The sequence below is a fragment of the Amaricoccus tamworthensis genome (assembly GCF_049800875.1).
Classification (GTDB): domain Bacteria; phylum Pseudomonadota; class Alphaproteobacteria; order Rhodobacterales; family Rhodobacteraceae; genus Amaricoccus; species Amaricoccus tamworthensis.
Map to the genome: position 1 here is coordinate 49,513 of NZ_JBNAFV010000004.1, position 23,118 is coordinate 72,630.

At 63.4% G+C, this 23,118-nt stretch carries 23 protein-coding genes and 1 other RNA gene; 10 read left to right on the plus strand and 14 right to left on the minus strand.

The genetic code is table 11. The features are described 5' to 3' along the window. Nucleotides 1–21: 21 nt before the first annotated feature. The 4 genes from ACP15P_RS09220 to fumC form a co-directional block, all read right to left on the minus strand. A complete protein-coding gene (locus ACP15P_RS09220) occupies nt 22–258 on the minus strand; it encodes a ribbon-helix-helix domain-containing protein (protein WP_424928161.1) in 237 nt (78 codons plus the stop codon). Further along, nucleotides 255–458: a DUF4169 family protein gene (locus tag ACP15P_RS09225; protein WP_424928162.1), complete on the minus strand. Its 204-nt coding sequence runs from the start codon at nt 456–458 to the stop codon at nt 255–257. The genes ACP15P_RS09220 and ACP15P_RS09225 overlap by 4 nt, the downstream gene beginning before the upstream one ends. Nucleotides 459–472: 14 nt before the next feature. After that, nucleotides 473–1,327, minus strand: a complete 855-nt coding sequence (gene ypfJ, locus ACP15P_RS09230) for a KPN_02809 family neutral zinc metallopeptidase (protein WP_424928163.1) — start codon at nt 1,325–1,327, stop codon at nt 473–475. 142 nt (nt 1,328–1,469) lie between these two features. After that, a complete protein-coding gene (gene fumC, locus ACP15P_RS09235; protein WP_424928164.1) occupies nt 1,470–2,864 on the minus strand; it encodes a class II fumarate hydratase in 1,395 nt (464 codons plus the stop codon). Between the two features lie 232 nt (nt 2,865–3,096). Between fumC and ACP15P_RS09240 the strand changes: the two genes are divergently transcribed. Continuing rightward, nucleotides 3,097–3,504, plus strand: a complete 408-nt coding sequence (locus ACP15P_RS09240) for a DUF3775 domain-containing protein (RefSeq protein WP_424928165.1) — start codon at nt 3,097–3,099, stop codon at nt 3,502–3,504. Between the two features lie 61 nt (nt 3,505–3,565). Here ACP15P_RS09240 and ACP15P_RS09245 read toward each other — a convergent pair whose 3' ends face one another. The 3 genes from ACP15P_RS09245 to ACP15P_RS09255 form a co-directional block, all read right to left on the minus strand. Then, complete coding sequence (locus tag ACP15P_RS09245) at nt 3,566–4,021, minus strand: SspB family protein (RefSeq protein ID WP_424928166.1); 456 nt, start codon at nt 4,019–4,021, stop codon at nt 3,566–3,568. Nucleotides 4,022–4,184: 163 nt separating this feature from the next. Next, nucleotides 4,185–4,534: a transfer-messenger RNA gene (gene ssrA / locus ACP15P_RS09250) on the minus strand. Between the two features lie 25 nt (nt 4,535–4,559). Next, entirely contained in the window at nt 4,560–4,988 is a 429-nt protein-coding gene (locus tag ACP15P_RS09255) for a VOC family protein (protein ID WP_424928167.1), read from the minus strand. 79 nt (nt 4,989–5,067) lie between these two features. Here ACP15P_RS09255 and thyX point away from each other — a divergent pair, with 79 nt between their 5' ends. Next, nucleotides 5,068–5,973 (plus strand): FAD-dependent thymidylate synthase, encoded by a 906-nt coding sequence (gene thyX, locus ACP15P_RS09260; protein ID WP_424928168.1) that lies wholly within the window; start codon nt 5,068–5,070, stop codon nt 5,971–5,973. A gap of 367 nt (nt 5,974–6,340) precedes the next feature. Continuing rightward, entirely contained in the window at nt 6,341–6,760 is a 420-nt protein-coding gene (locus ACP15P_RS09265; protein ID WP_424928169.1) for a hypothetical protein, read from the plus strand. A 12-nt stretch (nt 6,761–6,772) separates the two neighbouring features. On the opposite strand, the gene ACP15P_RS09270 is transcribed toward ACP15P_RS09265, so the two are convergent. From ACP15P_RS09270 to ACP15P_RS09285, 4 genes are all read right to left on the minus strand, one after another. Next, nucleotides 6,773–7,987 carry an aminopeptidase P family protein gene (locus ACP15P_RS09270; protein WP_424928170.1) on the minus strand — a complete coding sequence of 405 codons (1,215 nt, stop codon included), beginning with the start codon at nt 7,985–7,987 and terminating at the stop codon, nt 6,773–6,775. Nucleotides 7,988–8,355: 368 nt separating this feature from the next. Beyond that, the gene (locus tag ACP15P_RS09275; RefSeq protein WP_424928171.1) at nt 8,356–8,964 is read right to left on the minus strand and encodes a 2-dehydro-3-deoxy-6-phosphogalactonate aldolase; all 609 of its coding nucleotides are present in this window, start codon (nt 8,962–8,964) and stop codon (nt 8,356–8,358) included. Further along, nucleotides 8,961–9,872 carry a 2-dehydro-3-deoxygalactonokinase gene (locus ACP15P_RS09280; RefSeq protein WP_424928172.1) on the minus strand — a complete coding sequence of 304 codons (912 nt, stop codon included), beginning with the start codon at nt 9,870–9,872 and terminating at the stop codon, nt 8,961–8,963. The genes ACP15P_RS09275 and ACP15P_RS09280 overlap by 4 nt, the downstream gene beginning before the upstream one ends. 14 nt (nt 9,873–9,886) lie before the next feature. Then, entirely contained in the window at nt 9,887–10,657 is a 771-nt protein-coding gene (locus tag ACP15P_RS09285) for an SDR family NAD(P)-dependent oxidoreductase (RefSeq protein WP_424928173.1), read from the minus strand. 271 nt (nt 10,658–10,928) lie between these two features. On the opposite strand from ACP15P_RS09285, the gene denD reads away from it, so the two are divergent. After that, nucleotides 10,929–11,894: a D-erythronate dehydrogenase gene (gene denD, locus ACP15P_RS09290; protein WP_424928174.1), complete on the plus strand. Its 966-nt coding sequence runs from the start codon at nt 10,929–10,931 to the stop codon at nt 11,892–11,894. A gap of 18 nt (nt 11,895–11,912) precedes the next feature. Beyond that, nucleotides 11,913–12,908, plus strand: coding sequence for a M23 family metallopeptidase (locus tag ACP15P_RS09295; RefSeq protein WP_424928175.1), 996 nt, complete (start codon nt 11,913–11,915; stop codon nt 12,906–12,908). A gap of 16 nt (nt 12,909–12,924) precedes the next feature. On the opposite strand, the gene ACP15P_RS09300 is transcribed toward ACP15P_RS09295, so the two are convergent. Both ACP15P_RS09300 and ACP15P_RS09305 read right to left on the minus strand, forming a co-directional pair. Beyond that, on the minus strand, nt 12,925–13,752 hold the full coding sequence (locus tag ACP15P_RS09300; protein WP_424928390.1) for a DUF6544 family protein: 828 nt from the start codon (nt 13,750–13,752) through the stop codon (nt 12,925–12,927). A gap of 81 nt (nt 13,753–13,833) precedes the next feature. Further along, nucleotides 13,834–14,277 carry a helix-turn-helix domain-containing protein gene (locus ACP15P_RS09305; protein WP_424928176.1) on the minus strand — a complete coding sequence of 148 codons (444 nt, stop codon included), beginning with the start codon at nt 14,275–14,277 and terminating at the stop codon, nt 13,834–13,836. 70 nt (nt 14,278–14,347) lie between these two features. Between ACP15P_RS09305 and ACP15P_RS09310 the strand changes: the two genes are divergently transcribed. Continuing rightward, complete coding sequence (locus tag ACP15P_RS09310) at nt 14,348–15,643, plus strand: MFS transporter (protein WP_424928177.1); 1,296 nt, start codon at nt 14,348–14,350, stop codon at nt 15,641–15,643. After that, entirely contained in the window at nt 15,633–16,580 is a 948-nt protein-coding gene (locus ACP15P_RS09315) for an alpha/beta hydrolase (RefSeq protein WP_424928178.1), read from the plus strand. The genes ACP15P_RS09310 and ACP15P_RS09315 overlap by 11 nt, the downstream gene beginning before the upstream one ends. A gap of 15 nt (nt 16,581–16,595) precedes the next feature. On the opposite strand, the gene ACP15P_RS09320 is transcribed toward ACP15P_RS09315, so the two are convergent. Further along, nucleotides 16,596–19,019: an ATP-binding protein gene (locus ACP15P_RS09320; RefSeq protein ID WP_424928179.1), complete on the minus strand. Its 2,424-nt coding sequence runs from the start codon at nt 19,017–19,019 to the stop codon at nt 16,596–16,598. On the opposite strand from ACP15P_RS09320, the gene ACP15P_RS09325 reads away from it, so the two are divergent. From ACP15P_RS09325 to ACP15P_RS09335, 3 genes are all read left to right on the plus strand, one after another. After that, nucleotides 19,012–19,188: a hypothetical protein gene (locus ACP15P_RS09325; protein ID WP_424928180.1), complete on the plus strand. Its 177-nt coding sequence runs from the start codon at nt 19,012–19,014 to the stop codon at nt 19,186–19,188. The two genes, ACP15P_RS09320 and ACP15P_RS09325, sit on opposite strands and share 8 nt — an antisense overlap. Before the next feature lie 313 nt (nt 19,189–19,501). Further along, entirely contained in the window at nt 19,502–20,539 is a 1,038-nt protein-coding gene (locus ACP15P_RS09330; protein ID WP_424928181.1) for a cysteine synthase A, read from the plus strand. After that, the gene (locus tag ACP15P_RS09335; protein WP_424928182.1) at nt 20,523–22,991 is read left to right on the plus strand and encodes a mechanosensitive ion channel domain-containing protein; all 2,469 of its coding nucleotides are present in this window, start codon (nt 20,523–20,525) and stop codon (nt 22,989–22,991) included. Before ACP15P_RS09330 ends, ACP15P_RS09335 begins: the two co-directional genes overlap by 17 nt. Nucleotides 22,992–23,118 lie beyond the last annotated feature (127 nt).

The window sequence follows — 23,118 nt, forward strand, 5'->3', positions numbered from 1 at the left end:
GCCTGAATTATGGCTTCGAATTCACTGTTTCTCTTCCGCCCGCTCTTCAAGCGCCCGCAGCACAAAAACCCGTATGGCCGAGGCCAAGCCCCGGTCCGGGCCGCGGTCCACGTCTATTCGGCTCGCAAGCTCATTGATGCCCAGATCCCGTTCGCGGGCGATTCGCCGGAAATGCCGCCAGAACTCCGGCTCCAGCGAGACCGACGTGCGGTGGCCATTGAGCGTCAGGGAGTGTTTCTCCGGGCGGCCGCCGGTCATTCCCCGTCCGGCCCGTCGTCGCGGTCCGTCTCCCGTTTGTGTCCGTCCACATGCCGACCGCGCCGTTCCTCCGCATCGCGCCGCGCCCGCCGCTCCGCCAGGGTTTCGCCCGACAGGGCCGCGTTGGCGTCACCCTCGCGCCGGGCTTTGTCCCGGGCCTTCTGCTTGCGAACCGTGCGCAGGTTGACGACTTTTGACATGGACCCGCTCCCGCTCAGAGCTGATTGGTGCTGAACGTGTCGCACTGGTCCTCGTCGCCGGTGCGAAAGCCCGTGTCGAACCAGCGCTGACGCTGTTCGCTCGTGCCGTGGGTGAAGCTGTCAGGCACCACCACGCCATTCATCGAGCGCTGCAGTGCATCGTCGCCAATCCGTGCGGCCGTATCGAGCGCGCTGCGGATATCCTCCTCCGTCAGCTGAAAATCATCGACCACATGCCGGGCCCAGACCCCGGAATAGCAGTCCGCCTGCAACTCGACCCGCACCGACAGAGCATTCGATTCAGCCTGGCTGACCGATCGGCGCATCTGATTCACCTCGCCCAGAAGCCCAGTGAGGTTCTGCACGTGATGTCCCACCTCATGGGCCACAACATAGGCTTTGGCGAAATCCCCCTGCGAGCCCAGTTCCTGCTCCATCACCCGGAAGAAATCCATGTCGAGATATACCTGCCGGTCGCCGGGGCAGTAAAACGGCCCCATGGCCGACTGCGCCGCGCCGCAGGCCGAACTGGTCGCGCCGGTAAACAGAACCAGCGTCGGTTCCTCATACTGATAGCCGGAGGCCGCAAAAATATCCGTCCAAACCTCTTCCGTCTGGCGCAGGACCACGCTCACAAACTCCTCCGCCTCGTCGTCGATCTGACCGGAATCCGCCGATTGTGAGGTGGTCACCTGATTGCCACCCACACCGCCGCCGCCAAGAAACGGCGTCAGGTCCACCCCGAAGAACAGGCCCACCAGGATCACGACGATCATGCCAAGCCCGCCAATGCCTCCGGCCCGTCCCATACCGCCGCCGCGCCTGCGGTCCTGAATATTTCCACTCGTGCGTTTCCCACGCCACTTCATGCCGTTCTCCCGCTGGAGTTGTTCCGCTGAGGCATATTCTGACGTCTCCGCCTGAAAATGGTATCCCCAAAAACGAAAAACGCCCCGGACCGCCTGAACGTTCCGGGGCGATAAATTTAAATTATCGGTAGCGACGTGCCGGTCAGGCCTTCGGCCCGATCATGTCCTTAGGCTGCACCACCCGGTCAAACGTTGCCTCATCGACGAAGCCCAGACGGATGGCCTCTTCCTTGAGCGTGGTGCGGTTCTTGTGCGCGGTCTTGGCAACCTTCGTCGCATTGTCATAGCCAATTTCCGGTGCCAGCGCCGTCACCAGCATCAGGCTTTCCCACATCAGTTTGGAAATCCGCTCCTCATCCGCCTGGATGCCCGCCACGCAGTTGTCGGTAAACGCCACCGCCGCATCGCCCAGCAACTGCATCGACTGCAGCACGTTGTAGGACATCATCGGCTTGTAGACGTTCAGCTCAAAATGCCCCTGGCTGCCCGCAAATCCCACGGCCGCGTCATTTCCCATCACATGGGCGCAGACCATGGTCAGCGCCTCGGCCTGGGTCGGGTTGACCTTGCCCGGCATGATGGACGATCCCGGCTCATTCTCCGGCAGCATCAGCTCACCCAGACCACAGCGCGGTCCGGACCCCAGCAGACGAATGTCATTGGCGATTTTGAAAAGGCTCGCCGCCACGGTCTTCAGCGCCCCGGACATTTCCACCAGCGCGTCATGCCCCGCCAGCGCCTCAAACTTGTTCGGCGCCGTCACGAAGGGCAGGGAGGTAATGTCGGCCACCTTCGCCGCCACGGCTTCCGCAAAGCCCACTTTCGTGTTGAGCCCGGTGCCAACCGCCGTGCCACCCTGGGCCAGCGGATAGATGTTGTGCAGAGCCGCCGTCACCCGCTTGATGCCCTGTTCCACCTGATAGGCATAGCCGCCAAATTCCTGGCCCAGGGTCAGGGGCGTCGCGTCCTGGGTATGCGTACGACCGATCTTGATGATGTCGTTGAACTCCGCGGATTTCTCGACCAGCGCCGCGTGCAGCTTCTGAAGACCCGGCAGGGTCACGTCCCGCGCCGTCATGGCCACCGCGATATGCATCGCCGTGGGGAAAGTGTCGTTCGACGACTGGCTCATGTTGCAGTGATCGTTCGGGTGCACCGGATCCTTCGACCCGATCTCGCCACCCAGGATCTCAATCGCGCGGTTCGAGATCACCTCATTGGCATTCATGTTGGACTGCGTACCCGAACCGGTCTGCCAGACCACCAGCGGGAAATGATCGTCCCACTTGCCCTGGATCACCTCACCAGCCGCCTGTGAAATCGCCTCGGCCAGCTTGCCATCCAGCTTGCCCTCAGCGGCGTTGACCTCCGCACAGGCCTTCTTGATCACACCAAGCGCCCGGACAATGGCCACCGGCTGCTTTTCCCAGCCAATCGGGAAATTCCGGATCGACCTCTGGGTCTGCGCGCCCCAGTAACGGTCCGCAGGGACGTCCAGCGGTCCAAAGCTGTCGGTTTCGGTGCGTGTGGCGGTCATCCGGCTCTCCTGTAATAAATTTACCCCCATATACCGGCGCTCCGCGACAAACTCCAATGGCAAATGGCGGGTTTTTGCCACACTTGTCGATGCAAACATGCCGGACGGCCTGACCGCCGCCGCTCCCGACCGCAAACGCCAATCTCAGGCCTGTTAAACCTGAAACGATTGACCTTCCGTCGATAAACCTCTCTAGTCCGGACAGGACAACGGCAACCGTAGGGAGGTGTTTATGGAAGAGTTCTCTTTGAGCCCCGATTTCATGCGTGGCCTGATCCTGAAAACCCGGGCCATCATGGCGAATGCGGGCCACACCTCGGATGACGAGGGCAATCTGGCCGATGACGAGGGGCCGAAACGCTCCATTGGCTACGATCACGACATGTCGTCCGAGGAGGTCATCTCCCTGATCGAGGACCTTGAGCCGGATCAGCAGGCCGAACTGGTGGCCCTGTTCTGGATTGGCCGCGGCGACATGGAACCCGAGGAATGGCAGGAGGCGATCAATCTCGCCGTGGAACGTCAGGCCGGCTCAACCGCCGATTACCTGCTCAGTCACCCGCATATCGCGGAACACTGGGACAATGCGCTCGACCGCCTCTTCGATGGCACCGAAACCGTGGAAACCGGAGAATACTGAACACCCTGAACGGACCGCGATCGCATTAGCGCCGGATTAGACGGCGCCCACGCGCGCGCCTTTAGTGTTTGCGGAACTTGTCGAGGCTGACGATCTCGGCATCGTGCTCTTCCTCTTCGACCTCTTCCTCCTCGGCCTCCAGTTCCTCCTCCTCGGCGGCCTTCTCATGGCCGTCGAAGCGCAGACCGAATTCCACGGACGGGTCGACAAAGGTTTTCACGGCGGCGAACGGAATCACCAGAGGCTCCGGCTGATCCCCGAAATTCAGCGTCACGGTGAACTTCTCGGGCGTGACCTCCAGGTTCTCGAACCATTCCTGCAGAACAATCGTCATGTCCTCGGGATATCGCTCAAACAGGGCCGGGGCGATCTCCACATCCGGATGGGTCGTGTCGAAGGTTATGAAGAAATGGTGGTTCCCAGGCAGTCCCTCCTCGGAGACCTGCTGGAGCACATCGATGATCAGCTGGCGCAGGGCGCGCTGCATCAGATGCCCGTAATTGATTGCATCAGCCATTTTCTACCGTCCCTAGGCCCGTTTGTTCGACCATACCCCATTTCGCGGTCATGGAAAGAGGCAGCTTTCAGATGCGGGGAGTTTTCAGATTTTGAGCCGGACGGCAAGCCCGTTTGGCCGGCGAATACCGGTCCGCGGTGCGTCAGTCATAACAAATTGGGAAAGTGCAGGCTTCTGTTGCCAGGTGCCTGCGAACCCCGCCTGACGCTGCAAGGCGCCAGGGCTTAAGATTTCGGTAGAATTACTGCTTACGCAGCAACGCGTACCGGAGCGTAGTTGTTGTTTGCAACTATACTTTTTGAACCGATAACGGTGGTATCTCACCGGGTGAAAGCAAACCCCTTTAGACGTCCGTCGATCCTGTTTCGGCCCCATGATCCCCAAACAAAGGATTTTGGTGGAGCCGCCGGGTACCGCCCCCGGGTCCGATCCGCTTATTACGGGCGCGTTTATCACCATAGTTCCCGAAGGAACGGATCAGATATAGGGCATCCGGGCCAAAAACGGAAGGGGTTCGGCCCGAAAACCGCCTGAAATTTTACCAGTGTCCGGTGTTTTCCATGCTCTTCCATGGCTCAGCCGGTTCCAGCGCGTCACCCTCCTGCAACAGTTCGATCGACACGTTGTCGGGGCTGCGCACAAACGCCATGTGGCCGTCGCGGGGCGGGCGGTTGATGACCACACCGGCCTCCTGAAGCTTCGCGCACATCTCGTAGATGTTGCCAACACTGTAGGCCAGATGACCAAAATGACGGCTGTCCGAAGGCAGACCCTCATCGCCGTCCCAGTTGTATGTCAGCTCCACGGGACAATCCGGCTGATCCTCCGGAGCCATGAAAATAAGAGTGAAACGGCCGCCCTCATTCTCGATCCGCCGGGTCTCTTTCAGGCCCAGCAGCTCATAGAATTTGATGTTTTCCTCAAGGTCCTTAACCCGCACCATCGTATGGAGATATTTTACCTTCATATTGCGTATTCCTCGCCGTATCTTTCAACATATGGTAGAAACCGATTCCCCCGGAACCAGCCCGTACAAGAGGTAACATATGTCGCTGACCGCAGAACAAAAGGCCGAAATCGAGGAACAGCGCGGCACGACGAGCCAAACCCTGCGCACCACGGCCCCGGGCATGGAAAAGCACCTCTACAGGGCCGTTCCCGTGCTCGATCACGGTTTTGTCCGGGTCGTGGACTACATGGGCGACGACGCCGCCATCACCCAGGCCGCCCGTGTCTCCTACGGGCGCGGCACCAAATCCGTGCAGAACGACGAGGGCCTGATCCGCTACCTCATGCGCCACTGGCACTCCACGCCGTTCGAGATGTGCGAGATCAAACTGCACGTGAAACTGCCCGTGTTTGTCGCCCGCCAGTGGATCCGCCACCGCACCGCGAACGTGAACGAATACTCCGCCCGCTATTCCATCCTTGACCGCGAGTTTTACATCCCCGCGCCGGAGCACCTGGCCGCGCAAAGCTCCATCAACAATCAGGGCAGGGGTGCGACGCTGGAGGGCGAGGAAGCCGCCAATGTGCTCGAAATCCTCAAATCCGACGCCAACCGCGCCTACGACCATTATGAGGGCATGCTCGCCACCGAAAACCAGGCCGGTCTGGCCCGTGAACTGGCCCGCATGAACCTGCCCGCCAATGTCTATACCCAGTGGTACTGGAAGGTGGACCTGCACAACCTCTTCCACTTCCTGCGCCTGCGCGCCGACAGCCACGCCCAGTACGAGATCCGCGTCTATGCCGAGGCCATCTGCGACATGGTCCGCGACTGGGTCCCTGCTGCCTATGGCGCGTTCGAGGACTACCGCCTGAACTCCGTCCAGTTCTCCGGCAAAGCCATGGACGTCCTCCGCCGCCGCCTCAGGGGCGAGACCGTCACCCAACAGGACAGCGGCATGAGCGCCCGCGAATGGCGGGAGTTTGAGGAGAGCCTGGCCTGATCGGGCCTTTTCCCAACGCGAGGCGCGACACGCCATGACCGGCTTTGGGTGGGCTTCAACCCGGCCGGTCCTGGCGTGTCGCCACAGTCCCCAATACCATTGAGCAGGTGCCGACGTCGCGGATGCCCTCCCTGGCGGAAAGTCGGGCATGGCGTGTCGTGCCGACACTTCAGGAAAACCGCCAGGGAATTTCTCCACCACCATCCCCACAAAAAAACGGCGCAAAACCGTCACGTTCCTGGCCAAATCTCGCCGGCACCTGAATTTTTCAGGTGATTGATACCGGCAAGTACGCTACGCCCCGCAACCAGAAATTGTATTGACGCGGATTTCATGATATCGGGCCACAGGCCGCGGAGGGGGATGGTTGCAGACGGAGACCACCATAAAAAGTGACCGGCAGCTGCCCTCTGCCGGGGTGATCTGTGCGGTTGCACTGCTCGTCATCGCGCTCGCCGGTGCGGTCACATCCCTGATCGTGACCGGCATCCGAAACAACCAGGTTGCCCAAATCGAGACCCAGAGAGCCGTGTCCGAGGCCCATCTTTCAAGGGCCCGCAGCTGCATGGACCTGGCCGCCGACAACATGGGCGACCCCGGTCTGCTCGAACGTGCGCGGCTTCAGATCAACATGTCCAAGGGCATCGTGGCCTGCCTCGTCCGCAACCGTGACAATGCGGTGCTCGATGTCGCCCAGGCCGCCGAATGCATCCGGCTGCTGGAAGTCGAAAATCAACTTCAGGTTGAATCTACGGGCGGCGGTGTCTCCACCGTTCCGCCCTGCTGATCGCCCATTTTTTCACGCGCCCACGATGTTATGCTCCGGCCCATATGGAAACCCGGTGATGTTCTCCACCCGGTCCTCATGGATCACCAGAATGTCGTGTTCCCGGTAGCCACCAGCCCCCGGCACCCCTTCGGGCAGGGTCAGCATCGGCTCCATCGACACCACCATCCCAGGCTCCAGAACCGTCTCGATATCCTCGCGCAGTTCCAGCCCCGCCTCGCGCCCGTAATAGTGGGACAGAACCCCAAACGAATGCCCGTAACCAAAGGTTCGGTAGCGCAGCAGATTCCGTTCCTCAAAGAACCTGTTGATTTCCGACACAATATCACAGCACCGCGCCCCCGGCCGGATCAGGCTGATCCCCAGCTCATGCGCCCCCACATTCGCCTCCCATATCTCCCGTGAGGCCGCATCCGGCTCGCCCAAAAACAGTGTCCGTTCCAGGGCCGTGTAATAGCCCGACACCATCGGAAACACGTTCAGGCTCAGAATATCACCCGTCTCCAGCGCCCGCGTCGTCACCGGGTTATGCGCCCCGTCCGTGTTGATCCCGGACTGAAACCACACCCAGTTGTCGCGAATCTCACTGTCGGGAAACCGCTCCGCCACGGCCCTCTCCACCGCGTCGCGCCCCGCCATGGCCACGTCGATCTCCCGCGTCCCTGGCCTGATCGCGTCGCGTATGGCCGCACCACCGATATCCGCAATCCGCGCACTTTCCCGGATCAGGTCGATCTCCGCCGCGGACTTCACCATCCGCTGCCGCATCGAGGCCTCCGCCACATCCTCCACCGTTTCCGGGGCCAGAAACGCCTCCAGCTTCCCGCGCGCCTGCAGCGTCAGATGGTCATGCTCCACCCCGATACGCTTCCCCCGACCGGCCAGATCCGCCACCGCCCGCCAGTAATTGTCCCGCTGCCAGTCGGTATAGATCACGTTCTCCCCATGGCACCGCCGCCAGGGCTGGCTGAGGTCGATATTGGCGCTGACCGTGACACTGCGCTCCTCCGTGACCACCAGACCATAGGACCGGCCAAACGCGCAGTAAAGAAAGCCGCTGTAATACGCGATGCCGTGCATTGAGGTGAGAATCACCGCATCCAGCCCGCGCTCCGCCATGATCCGCCGCAAACCGGCCAGCCGCGCGTCATATTCCTCCGCCAAAAACGGCAGCGGAGCCTTCTCTCCATTGTGCAGCGTGAAAAAGTCCTGACGTGTCGTCTTCATACCCGGATCTCCCGTTCGACGGGCGGCCGCGCCCATGCGGGCCCGCCCTGACTTCCCGGCGTACAGGATGTTCCGGTCGCTCCCCGGCGCGGCCCTTACGGGGCCGTTGGCGACGCCATCGCCAAACCGACGCCCGAAATTTGCCGGAGGCGATTCAAAAGTAAAGTGGTATTGCGCGGGAATCCCACTCCGCCCACGCCGTACTCCGATGTGGCACGCCCAACGCAACCGTCCCGCCCGGCGGCACCGCCGGGCAGCGCAGACCTCCCCCATGGGATGCGCTCACGCGCCCCCCGAGGTCCGCGATGCCCTCAGACTACAGGCGGCAACCTAAGATGGGGTGGAGACACTACACCAGCGACTGTCCGTCAGCCCCCATGCACCCGGTCCCACGCCTCCACCGACGCGCGCGCCTGTTTGCCGACCTCCTCAATGCTCCAGTCCGGCGAAAATAGCGACGACCCGAGCCCATAGCCCGAGGCTCCCGCCGCATGCCACTCCTCAAAATTCGCGGGCCCAACGCCACCCACGGCATAAATATCGGTCTCCGGCGGCAAAACGGCCCGCACGGCCTTCAGCCCGCCGACACCCATCATGCCCGCCGGGAAAATCTTCAGCGCATCCGCACCGGCCTCAAGTGCCGCAAAACACTCGGTGGGCGAAAACACCCCCGGATAGGACCCCATCCCAAGGCTCTTGGTGTGCCGGATCACCTCCGTATTGCAGTTGGGCGACACGATAAACGTGGCACCGGTCGCCCTGACCTTATCGACCTGCTCCGTGGTCAGAACCGTGCCCGCACCGATATTGGCCCGGTCGCCAAAGGCCTGCTGCATGTCACCAATGCTGCGATATGGATCGGGCGAGTTCAGCGGCACCTCGATCCAGTCAATCCCGGCGTCCAGAATGACTTGCACGGTGTCAACGGCCTTTGCCGGCTCCAGCCCGCGCAGAATTGCAATCAGTTTACGGCTCATAGGGGTACTCCCGCCTTTGTAAGGTCAGCATGGGCCTGGGACAGACCCGACAGTGTCATTTCCGAGGCATCGGCCTCCCGCGCCTCCAGCCCGCACAGCGACAGCGCCCGGCGGTAATTCGCGGAGAGGTTTTTGTTCCCGATCAGAACCAGGTCCCGTCCCAGCCAGTAGGGCTTCGATCCGGCCAGTTCCATCCCGACCAGAAGCCCCGAAAGACGCGCCCGCGCCGACGCCGGTTCCAGCCCGCTCAGCAGCGATCCCGCGCGAATGCGAAACAGGTTCGCCGCCGCCTGTTCGGGCTTCGACAGCGCCGTTTCCACCGCCGCGTCAAACTCCGCCTCATCCCAGTCATCACTGGTCACCGAATGGCGTAGCACCGAGTTCTTCGACAGAAGCGCAAACATCTCCCCGGTCATGAAGGTGTTGAAACTGACGATTTCGCCGGCCGAAATATGCACCCATTTCGTGTGCGTCCCGGGCAGGCACAAAACCCCGTCAAAATCCGGCTCCTTCTTCAGGAACCCGGCAACCTGGGTCTCCTCGCCGCGCATCACGTCATCCGGTCCGCTCTGCTGCACACCCGGCACGATATAGAACGAAAACCGCGCGTCCTTCACCGGCGCCCGCACAAAACCGCCCGCGCTCACCGGAGGGCATGGCGCTTTGGCATAGGCCGCCTCGACCCAGCCCTGCCGCGCCCCAACCATGCCGCAGGCCACGGCAGGGGTAACCTCACCCTCCGTCAGCCACGGCTCGATCAGCGCAAGCAGAGCGGGCTCAAACCCGTCCCGGTCCAGCGTGCCCATGCCCGCATCCGACCCGGCTTCCTCAACGGCGCGGCCATCCGCACCCATCTTCCACGCGCGCAGGTTCGACGTGCCCCAGTCAACCGCAATCCATGTATTCATATCCAAACTCCCGCTCAGCCCGTCATCACCGCGCCGCCATCCACCACCAACGCCTGACCGGTCATCATGCGCGAGGTGTTCGACGCGAGGAACAGAACCGCGTCCACAATATCAGCCTCCACCAGATGCTCCTTCAGGCACTGTTTGTCGAGCATGGCCGCCAGCGACTCCGGCGTGGCCCACAGATCCTTCTGCCGCTGGGTCAGTACCCATCCCGGCATGACCGCGTTCACCCGAATGCCGTCCGGCCCAAACTCCCGCGCCAGTCCACGGGTCAGCCCCGTGATCCCGGCCTTGGCGGTAACATAGCTGTCCATCCCACCCATGCCCAGCATGTAGGAGATGGAGGAGAAATTGATGATCGACCCGCCACCCACGGTCTTCATGCCCGGATGCGCCGCCTGCGCCGTGAAGAAATGCGGCCGCAGATTGATCGCCTGGGCCATGTCCCATTCCGCGACCGTGTAGCCGTCCACCTCATGCCGCTGGTCAACCGCCGCATTGTTCACCAGCACCGTCACCGTCCCATGCGCCGTCGCCGCCTGCGCCATGCAGTCCTGCAACGCCTCCACATCCACCACGTCACATGTCATGAACAGCGGCCTGCTCCCGTGCTTCGCCTCCATCTCATCCACGAACGCGCCCGCATTTGAACGCTGCACGAAGGCCACATTCGCCCCCTGTGCCATAAACCCGTCCGTCAGCGCGGCGCCAATGCCCGAACCGCCCCCGGTGATAAAAACGCTCGCTCCCGAAAGATCATGAAAAGTTGCGTGTCCACTCATCCGGCCGTTTCCCCTTTTTGTAATTATTACTCCCGCGTCGAATCGCCGCGCGAAATCCGCCGCCATGCATCCGGCATAACGCACCGGGTTCAAGCGCTTTTTCCAAACCGCCCCCTCCGGCTTAATGCCAAGTCCGGGCTTGCGGATGCACCGCGCAGGGTATTTAAACTGCGCACAATTGCATTACGGCCCCGGCTTCTCCGCAACATGCAGCACGCCTGCCGCCATTGGCGGAGAGGATGACCGGTGCCATTCGAGGGAGGAAAAACACATGAAAGTTCTGCTCATTGGCGCCGCCGGCATGATCGGCCGCAAATTCGTCCAGTCACTGCTCGACAACCCCGTGCCGGGTCTCTCCGGTCTCATGCTGGCAGACGCCGTGCCAGGCCCCGACTATCCCGACGCGAACATCCCCATCTCCTCCTACACCTTCAACATCGCCGATGAGGGCGTGTTTGAGCCGCTGATCGCCGAGCGCCCCGACGCCGTCGTGCATCTCGCGGCCATCGTCTCCGGCGAGGCCGAGACCGATTTCGACAAGGGCTACGCCGTCAATTTCGACGCCACCCGCAACCTCTTCGACGCCATCCGCCTGCAGGAGGGCTATACCCCCCGCGTGGTCAGCGCGTCCTCCATCGCGGTCTTCGGCGCGCCGTTTCCTGATACCATTCCCGGCGATTTCCACCTCACCCCGCTCACCAGCTACGGCACCCAGAAGGCCATGGGCGAACTGCTCCTGTGCGACTACACCCGCCGCGGTTTCATGGATGGCGTCGCCCTGCGTCTGCCGACCATCTGCATCCGTCCGGGCAAGGCCAACCTCGCCGCATCCTCCTTCTTCTCCAACATCCTGCGCGAGCCGCTTGCGGGGCAGGAGGCCGTTCTGCCCGTGGATGACAGCGTCCGTCACTGGCATGCCAGCCCCCGTTCCGCCGTCGGTTTCCTGCGCCACGCGCTGACCATGGACACCACCCCGATCGGTCCCCGCCGCGCCCTGACCATGCCCGGCCTCTCCGCCACCGTGGCCGAGCAGATCGAGGCCCTGCGCGAGGTCGCGGGCGACCGCGCCGTCGCGCTCATCCGCCGCGAACCCGATCCGTTCATCGAGAAAATCGTCTCCGGCTGGGCCACGCGTTTCGATGACAGTCGCGCGCGCAGCCTCGGCTTCACCTCCGACGCCTCCTTCCGCGAGATCATCGAAAACCATCTCGAGGACGAGGGCCTGGAACTCGTCTGACACCGGGGACATGCGCCCATGAAACCGCTCCTCGCGGCCATTGCCACGGCCCTCGGCCTCTCCTGGGGCCCGTCCGCTCCGGCGGCCACGGCCGGGGATGGCCGCGAGGTGTACCGCCTGTTCCTGGATGGCGGGTTCGACACGATCTGGTCCCAAATGACCCCCGAAATGCGCGCGGCTCTCGGGTCCGTCCGCGCCCTGTCGGACGTCCAGGCCGATGTTTTGACCCGCTACGGCGCGGAGGCCGACCTCCTCACTGAGACCACCCGGCCACAGGGCGCCCACACCGTATACCTGCGCACCGCCCGCTGGACGACGGCACCCGTTCCTATCCAGTTCATCGTCACCTTCACCGCAAAAAACCGCATCGCCGGGCTCTATGTGGGCGAACAGCTTACCCCCGCCGACAGCCGATTTCTCGACTACCAAACCAAAACCTCACTGCGCCTGCCGGTTGAGGGGGAATGGTACGTCTACTGGGGTGGCCGCGACATCATCGACAACTACCACGCCATCGACCACGGTCAGCGTTTCGCCATGGACCTGATCGTCATGGAAAACGGCGCCAGTCACGCGGGCGATCCGACCCGCCTCACCAGCTACCACTGCTGGAACCGCCCCATCCTCGCCCCCGCCGACGGCACCGTGGTCTCAACCGTCACCGACGCTCCCGACCAGCCCATCGGCTCAACCGACCCGGACAATCCCGCCGGGAACCATGTCTGGATCGATTTCGGCAACAGCGAGTACGGCCTCTTCGCCCATTTCCGTCAGGGCAGCGTCGCGGTCACACCCGGTGAGCGCGTCACCATCGGCACTGAACTCGGCCGCTGCGGCAATTCCGGCAACACCTCCGAGCCGCACCTGCATTTCCACCTGCAAACCACACCGGAACTCGGGCAGGGCGAGGGCCTTCCCGCCTTCTTCGTCGACTACATGGCGGACGGCCAACCCGTCACCCGCGGTGAACCGAAGCGCGGCCAGACCATCCGGCCCATGCCTGCCGACCAGTGACCGGGACAGCCCTCAGTTACCCTGTGCCCGGAAACCGCACCCCGACCACATCCACAATGAAAAACGGAAAATACCCCTCCGTCCCAAAGAGGTTCCCGGCCTCCACATGGTGGGGCAGGCGATAGCCCTCCACCTCCCGGAAATCCGACATGTAGCCGCCAAACCGTTGCAGGCGGTATGCCTTCTCCGGGTTCGCATTGGTCCAGCGGTCAAACGCCACCTCCACCGGCCGCCCCTCCGCATCCACCGACACATCAACCGCCTGCTCCAGATCCCCGTGCCGCACCGTGACCCGCGCCGTCTCCGCGTCCACCGCCGCCCAGGTCACACCGTCACGGGGCAGCACCGCCGCGGGCGACCAGAACACCGCCTCCGCCACATACCGCCCAAAGGCCGAGCGCGTATGGTCCGCATCCCCGCCCACACGCGCCACCGGGATCAGACCGAGGAGCCAAAACCGCGTCCATTTTCCCGAATCCGACCCCGACACCGCCATGCCGCCCCGCGTCCGCACCGACCAGACAAAACCCTCCGGTGCCGCCAGTATCTCCTCCGCCTCAATCGGCTGGTAACCGGGGTTTTCCTTCGTCCCCAGACCCATCCGCCCCGTCATCCGCAACTCAACAACCGGCCTCAGTCGCGCCCCCTCTGCAATCGCAAAGCGAAAGAACCGCCGCGCCGGTTCCGGCAGGTCCGCCACCATCTCCGCTGAAAACACCGCCCGCCCTTTGGGCTGCAACCCGGCCAGCCGCGCCCACTCCGCCCGGTCCGCCCGTGCGTCCCGCAACCGCAGCAGGACCAGACCGGCCGTGCCCAGCGCAACCAGAACCAAAATGGCGATCATCAGTTTCAAGGTATCCACCAACGTTCAAAATCACTTCGGCGAACCCTAAGCCCGGAACGCGCAAATCCGCGATGACCTGGATCAATCCGCCGGTGTCTGCCCCCTGGGGCGCTTTCGCCGTGCCGCTGCACCCGCCGCGCGTCCCGCCACATTCACCAGCCGCCGAAAGGTCGGGCATTCCATATGGCTCGGCGCCGGGCAGTCCGCCACATGCCGGATCGTGTCGCGCAGCGCCGTCAGCTCCCGGATCCGCCGGTCCAGCGCATCCGCCCGCTCATGCAGCTCCGCCCGTGGCAGCTCCGGGCTCCCGTCGCTGCCAAACATGTCCCGGATGTCGCCCAGCGCAAATCCCGCCGTCCGTCCCAACGCAATCAGCTTCAGCCGCAACAAAACACCCGGCTCGAACTGCCGCCGCAACCCGTGCCGCCGCACCGAGGAAATCAGCCCGGTCTCCTCGTAATACCGCAGCGTCGACGCGGGCAGCCCGCTCTTTTGCGCCACCTCACCAATATCGAGCAGTTTCATGCTTGACCTCAAGTTGACTTGAGGTCGTAGCTTACGGGCCGGTCCAAATTCAGACAAGAGGATACGGCACATGCAACCCGACCAAACCACACGATCCGACACCCAAACGGGCAGGGCGGGTCCACTCTGTCTCGCCCTTGCCATGTTCCTCGCCTCCCTCGGCACCAGCATCGCAAACATCGCACTTCCCGACATCGCCGCGGGTTTTGACGCCGGTTTCGACCAGGTCCAGTGGGTCGCCATTTCCTTCCTCGCCGCGCTAACCGTCACCAGCCCCGTTGCGGGCCGCCTCGGCGACAGGGTCGGACGCCGCCAGGCCCTCATACTGGGCCTCTCGGTCTTCACCCTCGGCTCAGCCCTCTGCGCACTCGCCCCCGGTCTCCACGCGCTCGTCGCCGCCCGCGCACTCCAGGGCGCGGGTGCCGCCTTCCTGATGACGTTGACGATTGCCCTCGTCCACGCGACCGCGCCCGCCAACCGGGTCGGCCACTACATGGGTCTGCTCGGCACCACCGCCGCCATCGGCACCGCGTTCGGCCCGTCTCTCGGCGGGTTCCTCGTGGCCTGGCTCGACTGGCGCGCCACATTCGCAATCCTCATCCCCGGCACGCTCCCCGCCATTTGGCTCGCCTGGTCAGCCCTGCCAGCCGATGCGCCAACGGCCGTGACACCAGCGCCCGAACCGGTCAAACCGCCCCTGCGCCAAATACTTCCCGGCCTGACCGCCAATCTGCTCGTGGCCATGACCATGATGTCCACCCTCATCGTCGGCCCGTTCTTCCTCAACCACGGCCTCGGCCTCAGCGCCGCCGCCGCCGGTCTCGTTCTCTCAACCGGACCCGCCATCGCCGGGCTCTGCGGCATCCCCTCCGGCCGCGTCGTTGACCGCTGGGGCACGACACGCGCGCTTGCCCTCGGCCTGACCGGTCTCACCACCGGCGCTTTCGCCCTCGCGTTCCTGCCCCTGGCCCTGGGGATCACCGGCTACATCCTCGCCATCATCCTGCTCACCCCCGGCTACCAGCTCTTTCAGGTCGCCAACAACACCGCCTTCATGTCCCTCGCACCAACCTCCGCCCGCGGCACGGTCTCGGGCCTCCTGAACCTCTCGCGCAATCTCGGCTTCGTTGCCGGAGCATCCCTGATGGGCGCGGTCTTCGCCTTTGGCACCGGCGCGGACGTGGCGGGCGACGTCTCACCCGCCGCCATCTCCAACGGAATGCGCCTCGTTTACCTGCTGGCCGGTGGCCTCATGGCCTGCGCCTTCATCATAACCCGCCCGCGCCGCGAGAAACCGGGTGACACCAGGCCCATGCACGATATGGTCCCGGGACAAACAGGGGAGCGGCAAAACCATGCCCAGTGACGTGCATCCACAGATCCAGGCGATCATCGACATGATGGCCGAACGCAACATCCCGATGGTGCAGGATCTCACCACCGACGCCGCCCGGCAGCAATCCGAGGCCATGGCGGCGGCGCGGCGCGAAAACTACCCGCCACCCGAGGTGATGGAGGTCGAAAACACCTCCACCGGCGCGGGTTACGGCCACGTGCCCGTGCGCATCTACCGTACCTCCAACGCCGTCAACGCACCCGTCATCGTCTTCTACCACGGCGGTGGCCACGTGCTCGGCAGTCTCGACAGCTACGACACCACCGCCCGCCACATGGCTATAAGCTGCGGCTGCACGCTCGTCTCTGTCGATTACCGCATGGCCCCGGAGTTTCCATACCCCGCCGCCGTGGACGACTGTTTCGACGCCACCCGCTGGGTGGCCGACAACGCTGAGACGCTGCGCGTCGACCCCGACCGCATCGCCATCGCGGGCGACAGCGCCGGCGGCAACCTCGCCGCCGTCGTGGCGCTCCTGGCCCGTGACGCCGGTGCGCCAAAAATCGGGGCCCAGATCCTGGTTTACCCGGTCATCGACTACCGCGGCGGCACGCCATCATACGACCGCTACGGAAAAGGCTATGGCGTTCTGGAAACCGAATCCGTCGTCTGGTTCATGGAACGCTATCTGCCCGATGCCGCCCGCCGCGACGAATGGCGGGCCTGTCCCGCCAACGCCCCGAGCCTGGCAGACCTGCCACCCGCCTTCGTCCTGACCGCCGAATGCGACGTCCTTCACGACGAGGGCGTGACCTATGCCGGTCTCCTGACCAAAGCGGGCGTGGAGATGGAGTACGAGGAATTCCCCGGCATGGTCCACGGCTTCTTCGGCTGGCTCGGTCTCGTCGACGATGCCGAACGCGCCCACGCCTCCGTGGCCCGGTTCCTCACCCGCATCTGGTCCTGATGGCGTAAGGGTGGCTCAGGCCGTGATCTGCGGAACCGGACGCCGGACCTGCGCCAGGAACGGCTCGGTCTTTGGACACTCCGCCAGAGCCTCCTCCATCGCGTCATAAAGATCGTCGAGCGATACCGGCTTGCGCACCGCAGGGCGCAGTCCCAGGTCCGACCGCGCACAGCGGAAATCCTCGTCATCGGTCTCGGTCATCGGAATGACGGGAATGTCGCACCTCGGTGCATCAAGTTTCCGGATCAGCCGTGTGGCATTGAACCCGTCGAGAATGGGCATCTCGATGTCCATGAACACCAGATCGAAACTGCCCTTTTTCGCCTGGGTCATCGCATCGAGACCACTGGTCACAAACGTCGCCTCATGCCCGGCCATCTCAAGATAGCCCGCCAGCACCTTCTGCGTCACGATATTGTCTTCGGCCACCAGCACCCGCGCACCGCGCTTTGCACTGCGACCGACCGCCGCGGCCCCGCTGTCTTCCGCCTTATCCTCATCCCGCTCGATCTTCGAGGCATCCTCCGCCGGGATCCAGAAGCTGAACTCACTGCCCTTGCCAGGTTCGCTTTTGAGCGTGATACCCCCGCCCATCAATTCCACCAGCTCCCGGCAGATCGCCAGCCCCAGTCCGGTTCCGCCACGCTTGCGCGCGTTCTCCGAATCCACCTGGGCATAGCGCTCGAACAGGGATTTCTGCGCGTCCGGCGCAATCCCGATCCCGGTATCCTTCACCGACACCCGCAAAATGCCCCGCGAATGCGCCTCATAATCCAGCCGCACGTCGATCTGCCCGGCATCGGTGTATTTCAGCGCGTTACTGACCAGGTTCATGATCACCTGCCGGATGCGAACCGGATCACACATGATCAGCTCCGGCACGGCGTCCGTGGCATGGTTCGTCATGCGAATGCGGTCGCGCGTTTCGATATTCGCGAGCAGCGACACGGCCTCCTCCGACATCCGCCGAATATCAACCGGGGCAGGGAAGAGCTTCACCCGCTCCGATTCCAGCCGCGACATGTCGAGAAGATCGTTCACAATGGACAGAAGATGTTTGGCCGACCCCTGAACAATGCTGGCCCGCTCCCGCTGCGCCGGGCTCAGTTCGTCATGCAGCATCAGATCCAGAATACCCAGAACCCCGTTCATGGGCGTGCGGATCTCGTGGCTGATGGTGGCGAGGAAGCGCGACTTGGCCTCGTTGTTCTCATCCACCTCGCGCCGGCGCCGCTCCAGTTCCTTTTTGCGCTGAACCGATTCCGTGATGTCCCAGTTCACGCCAATATAGGTCACATAGCCATCCTGCACACAGGCCCGTGCCTTGGCCCGCACGTGCCGCACCGTTCCGTCCGGCCGTACGATCCGGTACTGGGTGTTATAGGGTTTGCGCCCGTTAAACGCGTCTGCAACCGTCTTCTCGGCCTCATCCCGGTCATCCGGGTGCAGGGCAGCGCGCCAGACGGAATAATCCAGATGCCGTGGCGCGTCCGACAGATCATAAAGTTCCCGCATCCGCACGTCCCAGTAAACCTTCCTGGTCTGCGGATCATATTCCCAAACACCAATGCGCAGGGAATCGAGCGCCACATCGAGGCGGCTGGTCGTCTCCACAATCCGCGCCTCGCGCTGGCGCAGCATCTCGATATTCTTCTGGCGTTCGACGGTCAGCCGCCGCGTATACAGCATCAGCCCGCCCACAAGGAGTACCGAGGACAGGGTCAGAACCCGGATCAGCTGCACCGTACCATGCATGAAGGTCCAGCCCTCCGCCGGCATCGCAAACAGCGTCCACTCACCCCCCGGCACCGACACGTCCACCTGAACGGGATCCTCGGCCAGAATGGTTCTGCTGCCGTAAATCGGCGCAAGTCCCGGCCCGGTGGTGGTGCTGGGGCGCGCCGTTGTCAGCATGATGCGCAGATCCGGCGAGGTTTCCGCAAACCCCACACGTTCCATCACCGACCGCGTGTTAAGCGTTCCCGCCACATGACCCCAGACCTGTCGCGTGCCGTCCTCCTCACTAATCCAGACCGGCGTCCAGAGCAGAATCGCTGAATGATCGAGCTGGCGGATGAACCGTGTGCCCTGACCCTCAGGGTTGTGCTCAAGCTGATCGAAGAACTCGTCCTCGACCGGCACCCAACCCTTTTTCAGGATCTCGCCCGTGGCCGCATTGATCGCAAACAGCCCGTCTACCGACGTTTCACCGCCCGCAATCGACTTTGCCGCGGTATCAAAAATCTCCTGATTAAGCTCTCCATGAGCCGCCGCCGCACCGGCAATCCCGGCCAGCACCTCCATGTCCCGCTCTATCACCTTCTGCAGGGCAGTATGCGCGGCCTCCAGCGACTTCGCGACCTCGGCGCGTTCCACATGCCGGGTCGTGGCAGCCGTCTGGCGTTCGGCCACAATGCCGAAGGCCGCGATAATGGCCATCGAGGCGATTACCGGCAAAAATCCGAGTCCGGAGCGTGTTCCGTTCCGGACCGTTTCCCAAAGTCTTTTGCTCAATGCGGGTATCCCGAGGATGGTGACCGCCTGTCTCGATGTGCCGCGGTTCCGGGAGGATCTGGTGGTCGGCGTCTCCGCCCGTCGCGGTGATTGATGGCTCTACTCTCTACACAACCCAGAATTGTTTACAGAGCCACGAATGCCATAGAGTAAAGAACCGGTCAACAAATTTGATACCATTACGTACAATTTTAAGTAGAAAAAGCGGTGAATTGACGTAAATCAATTTACCTTACGTTAACTCTTCGGGCGCCAGCTACTGCCCCGCCCGGGCGGCCGACGGCGACGGTCCGACCAAATTGGGCGGAACCTATTGCCCCCGGCGGGACAGGCCCATACTTGAATGGCGCCGGTCAAAGGTCTAGGACATTTTGACCAATAGCTTTGATTTCGGGTCTGGGGGATACATGAGGGTTGCTGCTGATTTGACGGAAGCCGTGGGCGGTACGCCCCTGATCCGGCTGAAAAAAGCATCGGAACTGACGGGATGTGACATCTTTGGCAAGGCCGAGTTCATGAACCCAGGCCAGTCGGTCAAGGACCGCGCGGCCCTTTCGATCATTCAGCACGCGGTCAAATCCGGCGAACTGCGCCCCGGCGGCACCATTGTCGAGGGCACCGCGGGCAATACCGGCATCGGCCTCGCGCTTATCGGTGCGGCCATGGGGTTTCGCACCGTCATCGTGATTCCCGAAACCCAGAGCAAGGAAAAGAAGGACATGCTGCGCTCCTGCGGGGCGGAGCTTGTGGAGGTCCCGGCAAAACCCTATCGCGACCCGAACAACTATGTCCGCTATTCCGGGCGCCTTGCCGCCGCCCTGAACGAGACCCTGCCGAACGGCGCGATCTGGGCCAACCAGTTCGACAATGTTGCCAACCGCCAGGCCCATATCGACGCGACCGGCCCCGAGATTCTGTCCCAGCTTGACGGCCATATCGACGGTTTCATCTGCGCCGTGGGTTCCGGCGGCACGCTCGCGGGCGTGGCCACCGCGCTTCGCGCCAAAAAGCCGCAGGTCAAAATTGGCCTGGCCGACCCTGACGGTGCCGCGCTCTACAACTACTACAGTCACGGCGAACTGAAATCCGAAGGTTCCTCCATCACCGAGGGCATCGGGCAGGGCCGCATAACCGCGAACCTCGAAGGGCTCGAGGTCGACATGCCCTACAACATCCACGACGCCGAGGCGATCGAGACCGTCTTCGACCTTCTCGAGGATGAGGGCCTTTGCCTCGGTCCGTCCTCCGGCGTCAACGTGGCCGGCGCCATCCACATGGCCCGGGATCTCGGACCTGGCAAAACCGTCGTCACGATCCTTTGTGACGTGGGCAACCGCTACCAGTCCAAGCTCTACAATCCGGAATTCCTGCGCTCCAAAAACCTGAAGGTGCCCGAGTGGCTGTCACGCCCGGCCCAGGACATCCCGGATGTCATGGAGGGCTGAGATCCCCTCCGCCGCTGAACTCCCGTCGCGGGCGCGCCTCCCCAGGCTCGCTGCGCTCGCCCTAACCCTGTGTGTTTTGCTCTTCGCGGGGCTCCTCCAGGCCCAGACCAGCGGCCTGAGCGAGGAAATGCGCCGCGATTTCGAGCGCTGGGACGCCATCGCCTCCGAGGCCGAAGCCCTCGTTGACAATAACAACATGTCTGTTGGCCGGCTCGAGGAAATGCGCTCGACCCTCGTCGACATCCGGGCCGAGGCCACCCAACTGGCCGACGACAACCGCTCGGTCGTCTCCGATCTGAACGAGCGTCTCGAGGCCCTGGGCGAGCCGCCGCCCGACAGTGTCTCGGAGCCACCCGACGTGGCCGAAGTCCGCAGCGAACTGGAAACCGAAATCCGCCTCGCCAACGCCCCCGTGCAGCGCGCCGACGAGATCATCCAGCGCATCAACTACCTCCTGCGCCTCTACGACCGCAGCATGTTCCGCCGCCTCTCCGATGAGGCGACACGGCACTACCCGATGCCCGTACGCCCGGTGAACTGGGGCATCGCCTGGACCGACCTGAAGGAAAGTTTCGGGCGCCAGCTCGCCGTCGCGCGCATGATCCCGCTGGAAAACAGCGTCCGCGACCACATCATCACCCGCCTGCCGGTCAACATCCTGTTCATCGCCGTGGGGCTCACCCTTGCGATCTACATTCGTCGCAGGCTCGCCGCCTGGGCGGAATACCGCATCGTCACCGCCAGCCACAAACGCTCCGTCGCGCTCGCCCTGGCGCTGCGCAATCTCGTTGCCCTGCTGATTCCGACCATTGGCGCGGGCATGGTGTTTGGCGTTCTCCGGTACGAGAACCTCGTGGACGAGACCGGTTCCGCCTTCGTCTTTTACCTGCCGTCCTTCGTTCTGGTGATCATCGCCGCGGGCTGGCTGCGCACCTCGCTTTTCGCCCCCCGCGCGTCCCGCCACCGCCCGTTGCCCCTCGACGACGCCACCGCCGTTTCGGGCGGCAACACGGTCCTGGCCCTCGGCTTCCTCGTCGCGCTCAACATCATCCACCGCGACACCAGCGCCGCCTGGAACCTCAGCCCCACGGCCCAGTCCGTGCTGCTTTTCCCGGTCACGGTTCTCGCGGCCCTCATGCTCTGGCGGGCGGCCAGCACCATCCGCGCCATCCGGGAGAGCCTTCTGGTCCTCATCGAGGCCTCCAGCGTCGACATGAACGCGGCCGGCATGGGCGTTCACCTCATCCGCATGGTCGAACGCATCGTGCGTTTTGTGGCCGTCGCGGCCCCGTTCATCGCCGCCGCGGGCTACATGAACCTGGCCCGGTTTTCCACCTTCCCGGTGGCCAAAACCCTCGGGCTGATCGCCGCCGCCGCGGTGGTGTTCGACGTCTTCACCACCCTCGCCAGAAGCTGGCTCACGGAAAAACGCATCGAGAGCCAGACGCCCGCCTCCGGCACCGATGACGGCCTGATCCCGGTCATCATCGGGGCGGTCATCATGATCGGCTCGATCCCGCTCTTCCTGATGATCTGGGGCGTCAACTGGCCCGAAATCGTCGAACTGATCCAGCTGATGGGGCAGGGCGTCACGCTCGGCAACATGCGCATCTCCTTCGCCGGGGTGGTCAAGTTCCTCTTTGTCGCGGGTCTCATTCTCGGGATTTTCCGCGTCCTCCAGTCCCTCGTGCGCGGCGTCGTCCTGCCACGCACCAAACTCGACGCGGGCGTGCGCAACGCGGTGACGGCCGGTCTTGGCTATGTCGGCGTCGCCATCGCACTGCTGGCCGGTGTCTCCGCCGCGGGCTTTGACCTCAGCGGCCTCGCCATCGTGGCCGGCGCGCTTTCGGTGGGCATCGGCTTTGGCCTGCAAAACATCGTTTCGAATTTCGTCTCCGGCATCATCCTCCTGATCGAGCGCCCCATCAAGGAAGGCGACTGGATCGAGGTCGCGGGCTTCTCCGGCTACGTAAAAGGCACCCGGGTCCGCTCGACCGAGATCGAAACCTTCGAGCGCGGCTCCGTGATCGTGCCCAATTCGGACCTCATCGCGGGCACCGTGCTCAACCGGACCCACACCAACACGTTTGGACGCCTGGCCGTCCCGGTCGGCGTCAGCTACGACAGCGACCCCCGCCAGGTCGAAAAGATCCTGATCGACATCATCGAACAGAACCCGCTGGTCCTCGAAAACCCGGCCCCCACCGTGCTCTTCATGGAATTCGGCCCCAGCTCCCTCAATTTCGAGATCCGCTGCTACCTGCGCGACGTCAACTACATGATGACCGTCCTGTCCGACACCAATTTCGAGATCTACGAGCGCTTCGCCAAAGAGGGCATCACCATCCCGTTCCCGCAGCAGGAACTCCACCTGCACGAGCCCGAAAAACTCGCAAAGGCTTTTGGACGGGGAGAAACCATACGCCCGGAACCCGCCCCACAGGAGGAGTGAATCCCGGGTCGGTTTGGTCACAGCGTAAGCGGCTTCCTTGGAGGGCTATCAACTCAAAACGGCTCCCCCCTCAGCCCTGACCTGAGGCTCGACGCGCCATGCCCGACTTTGGGAGGGCTCCAATCCG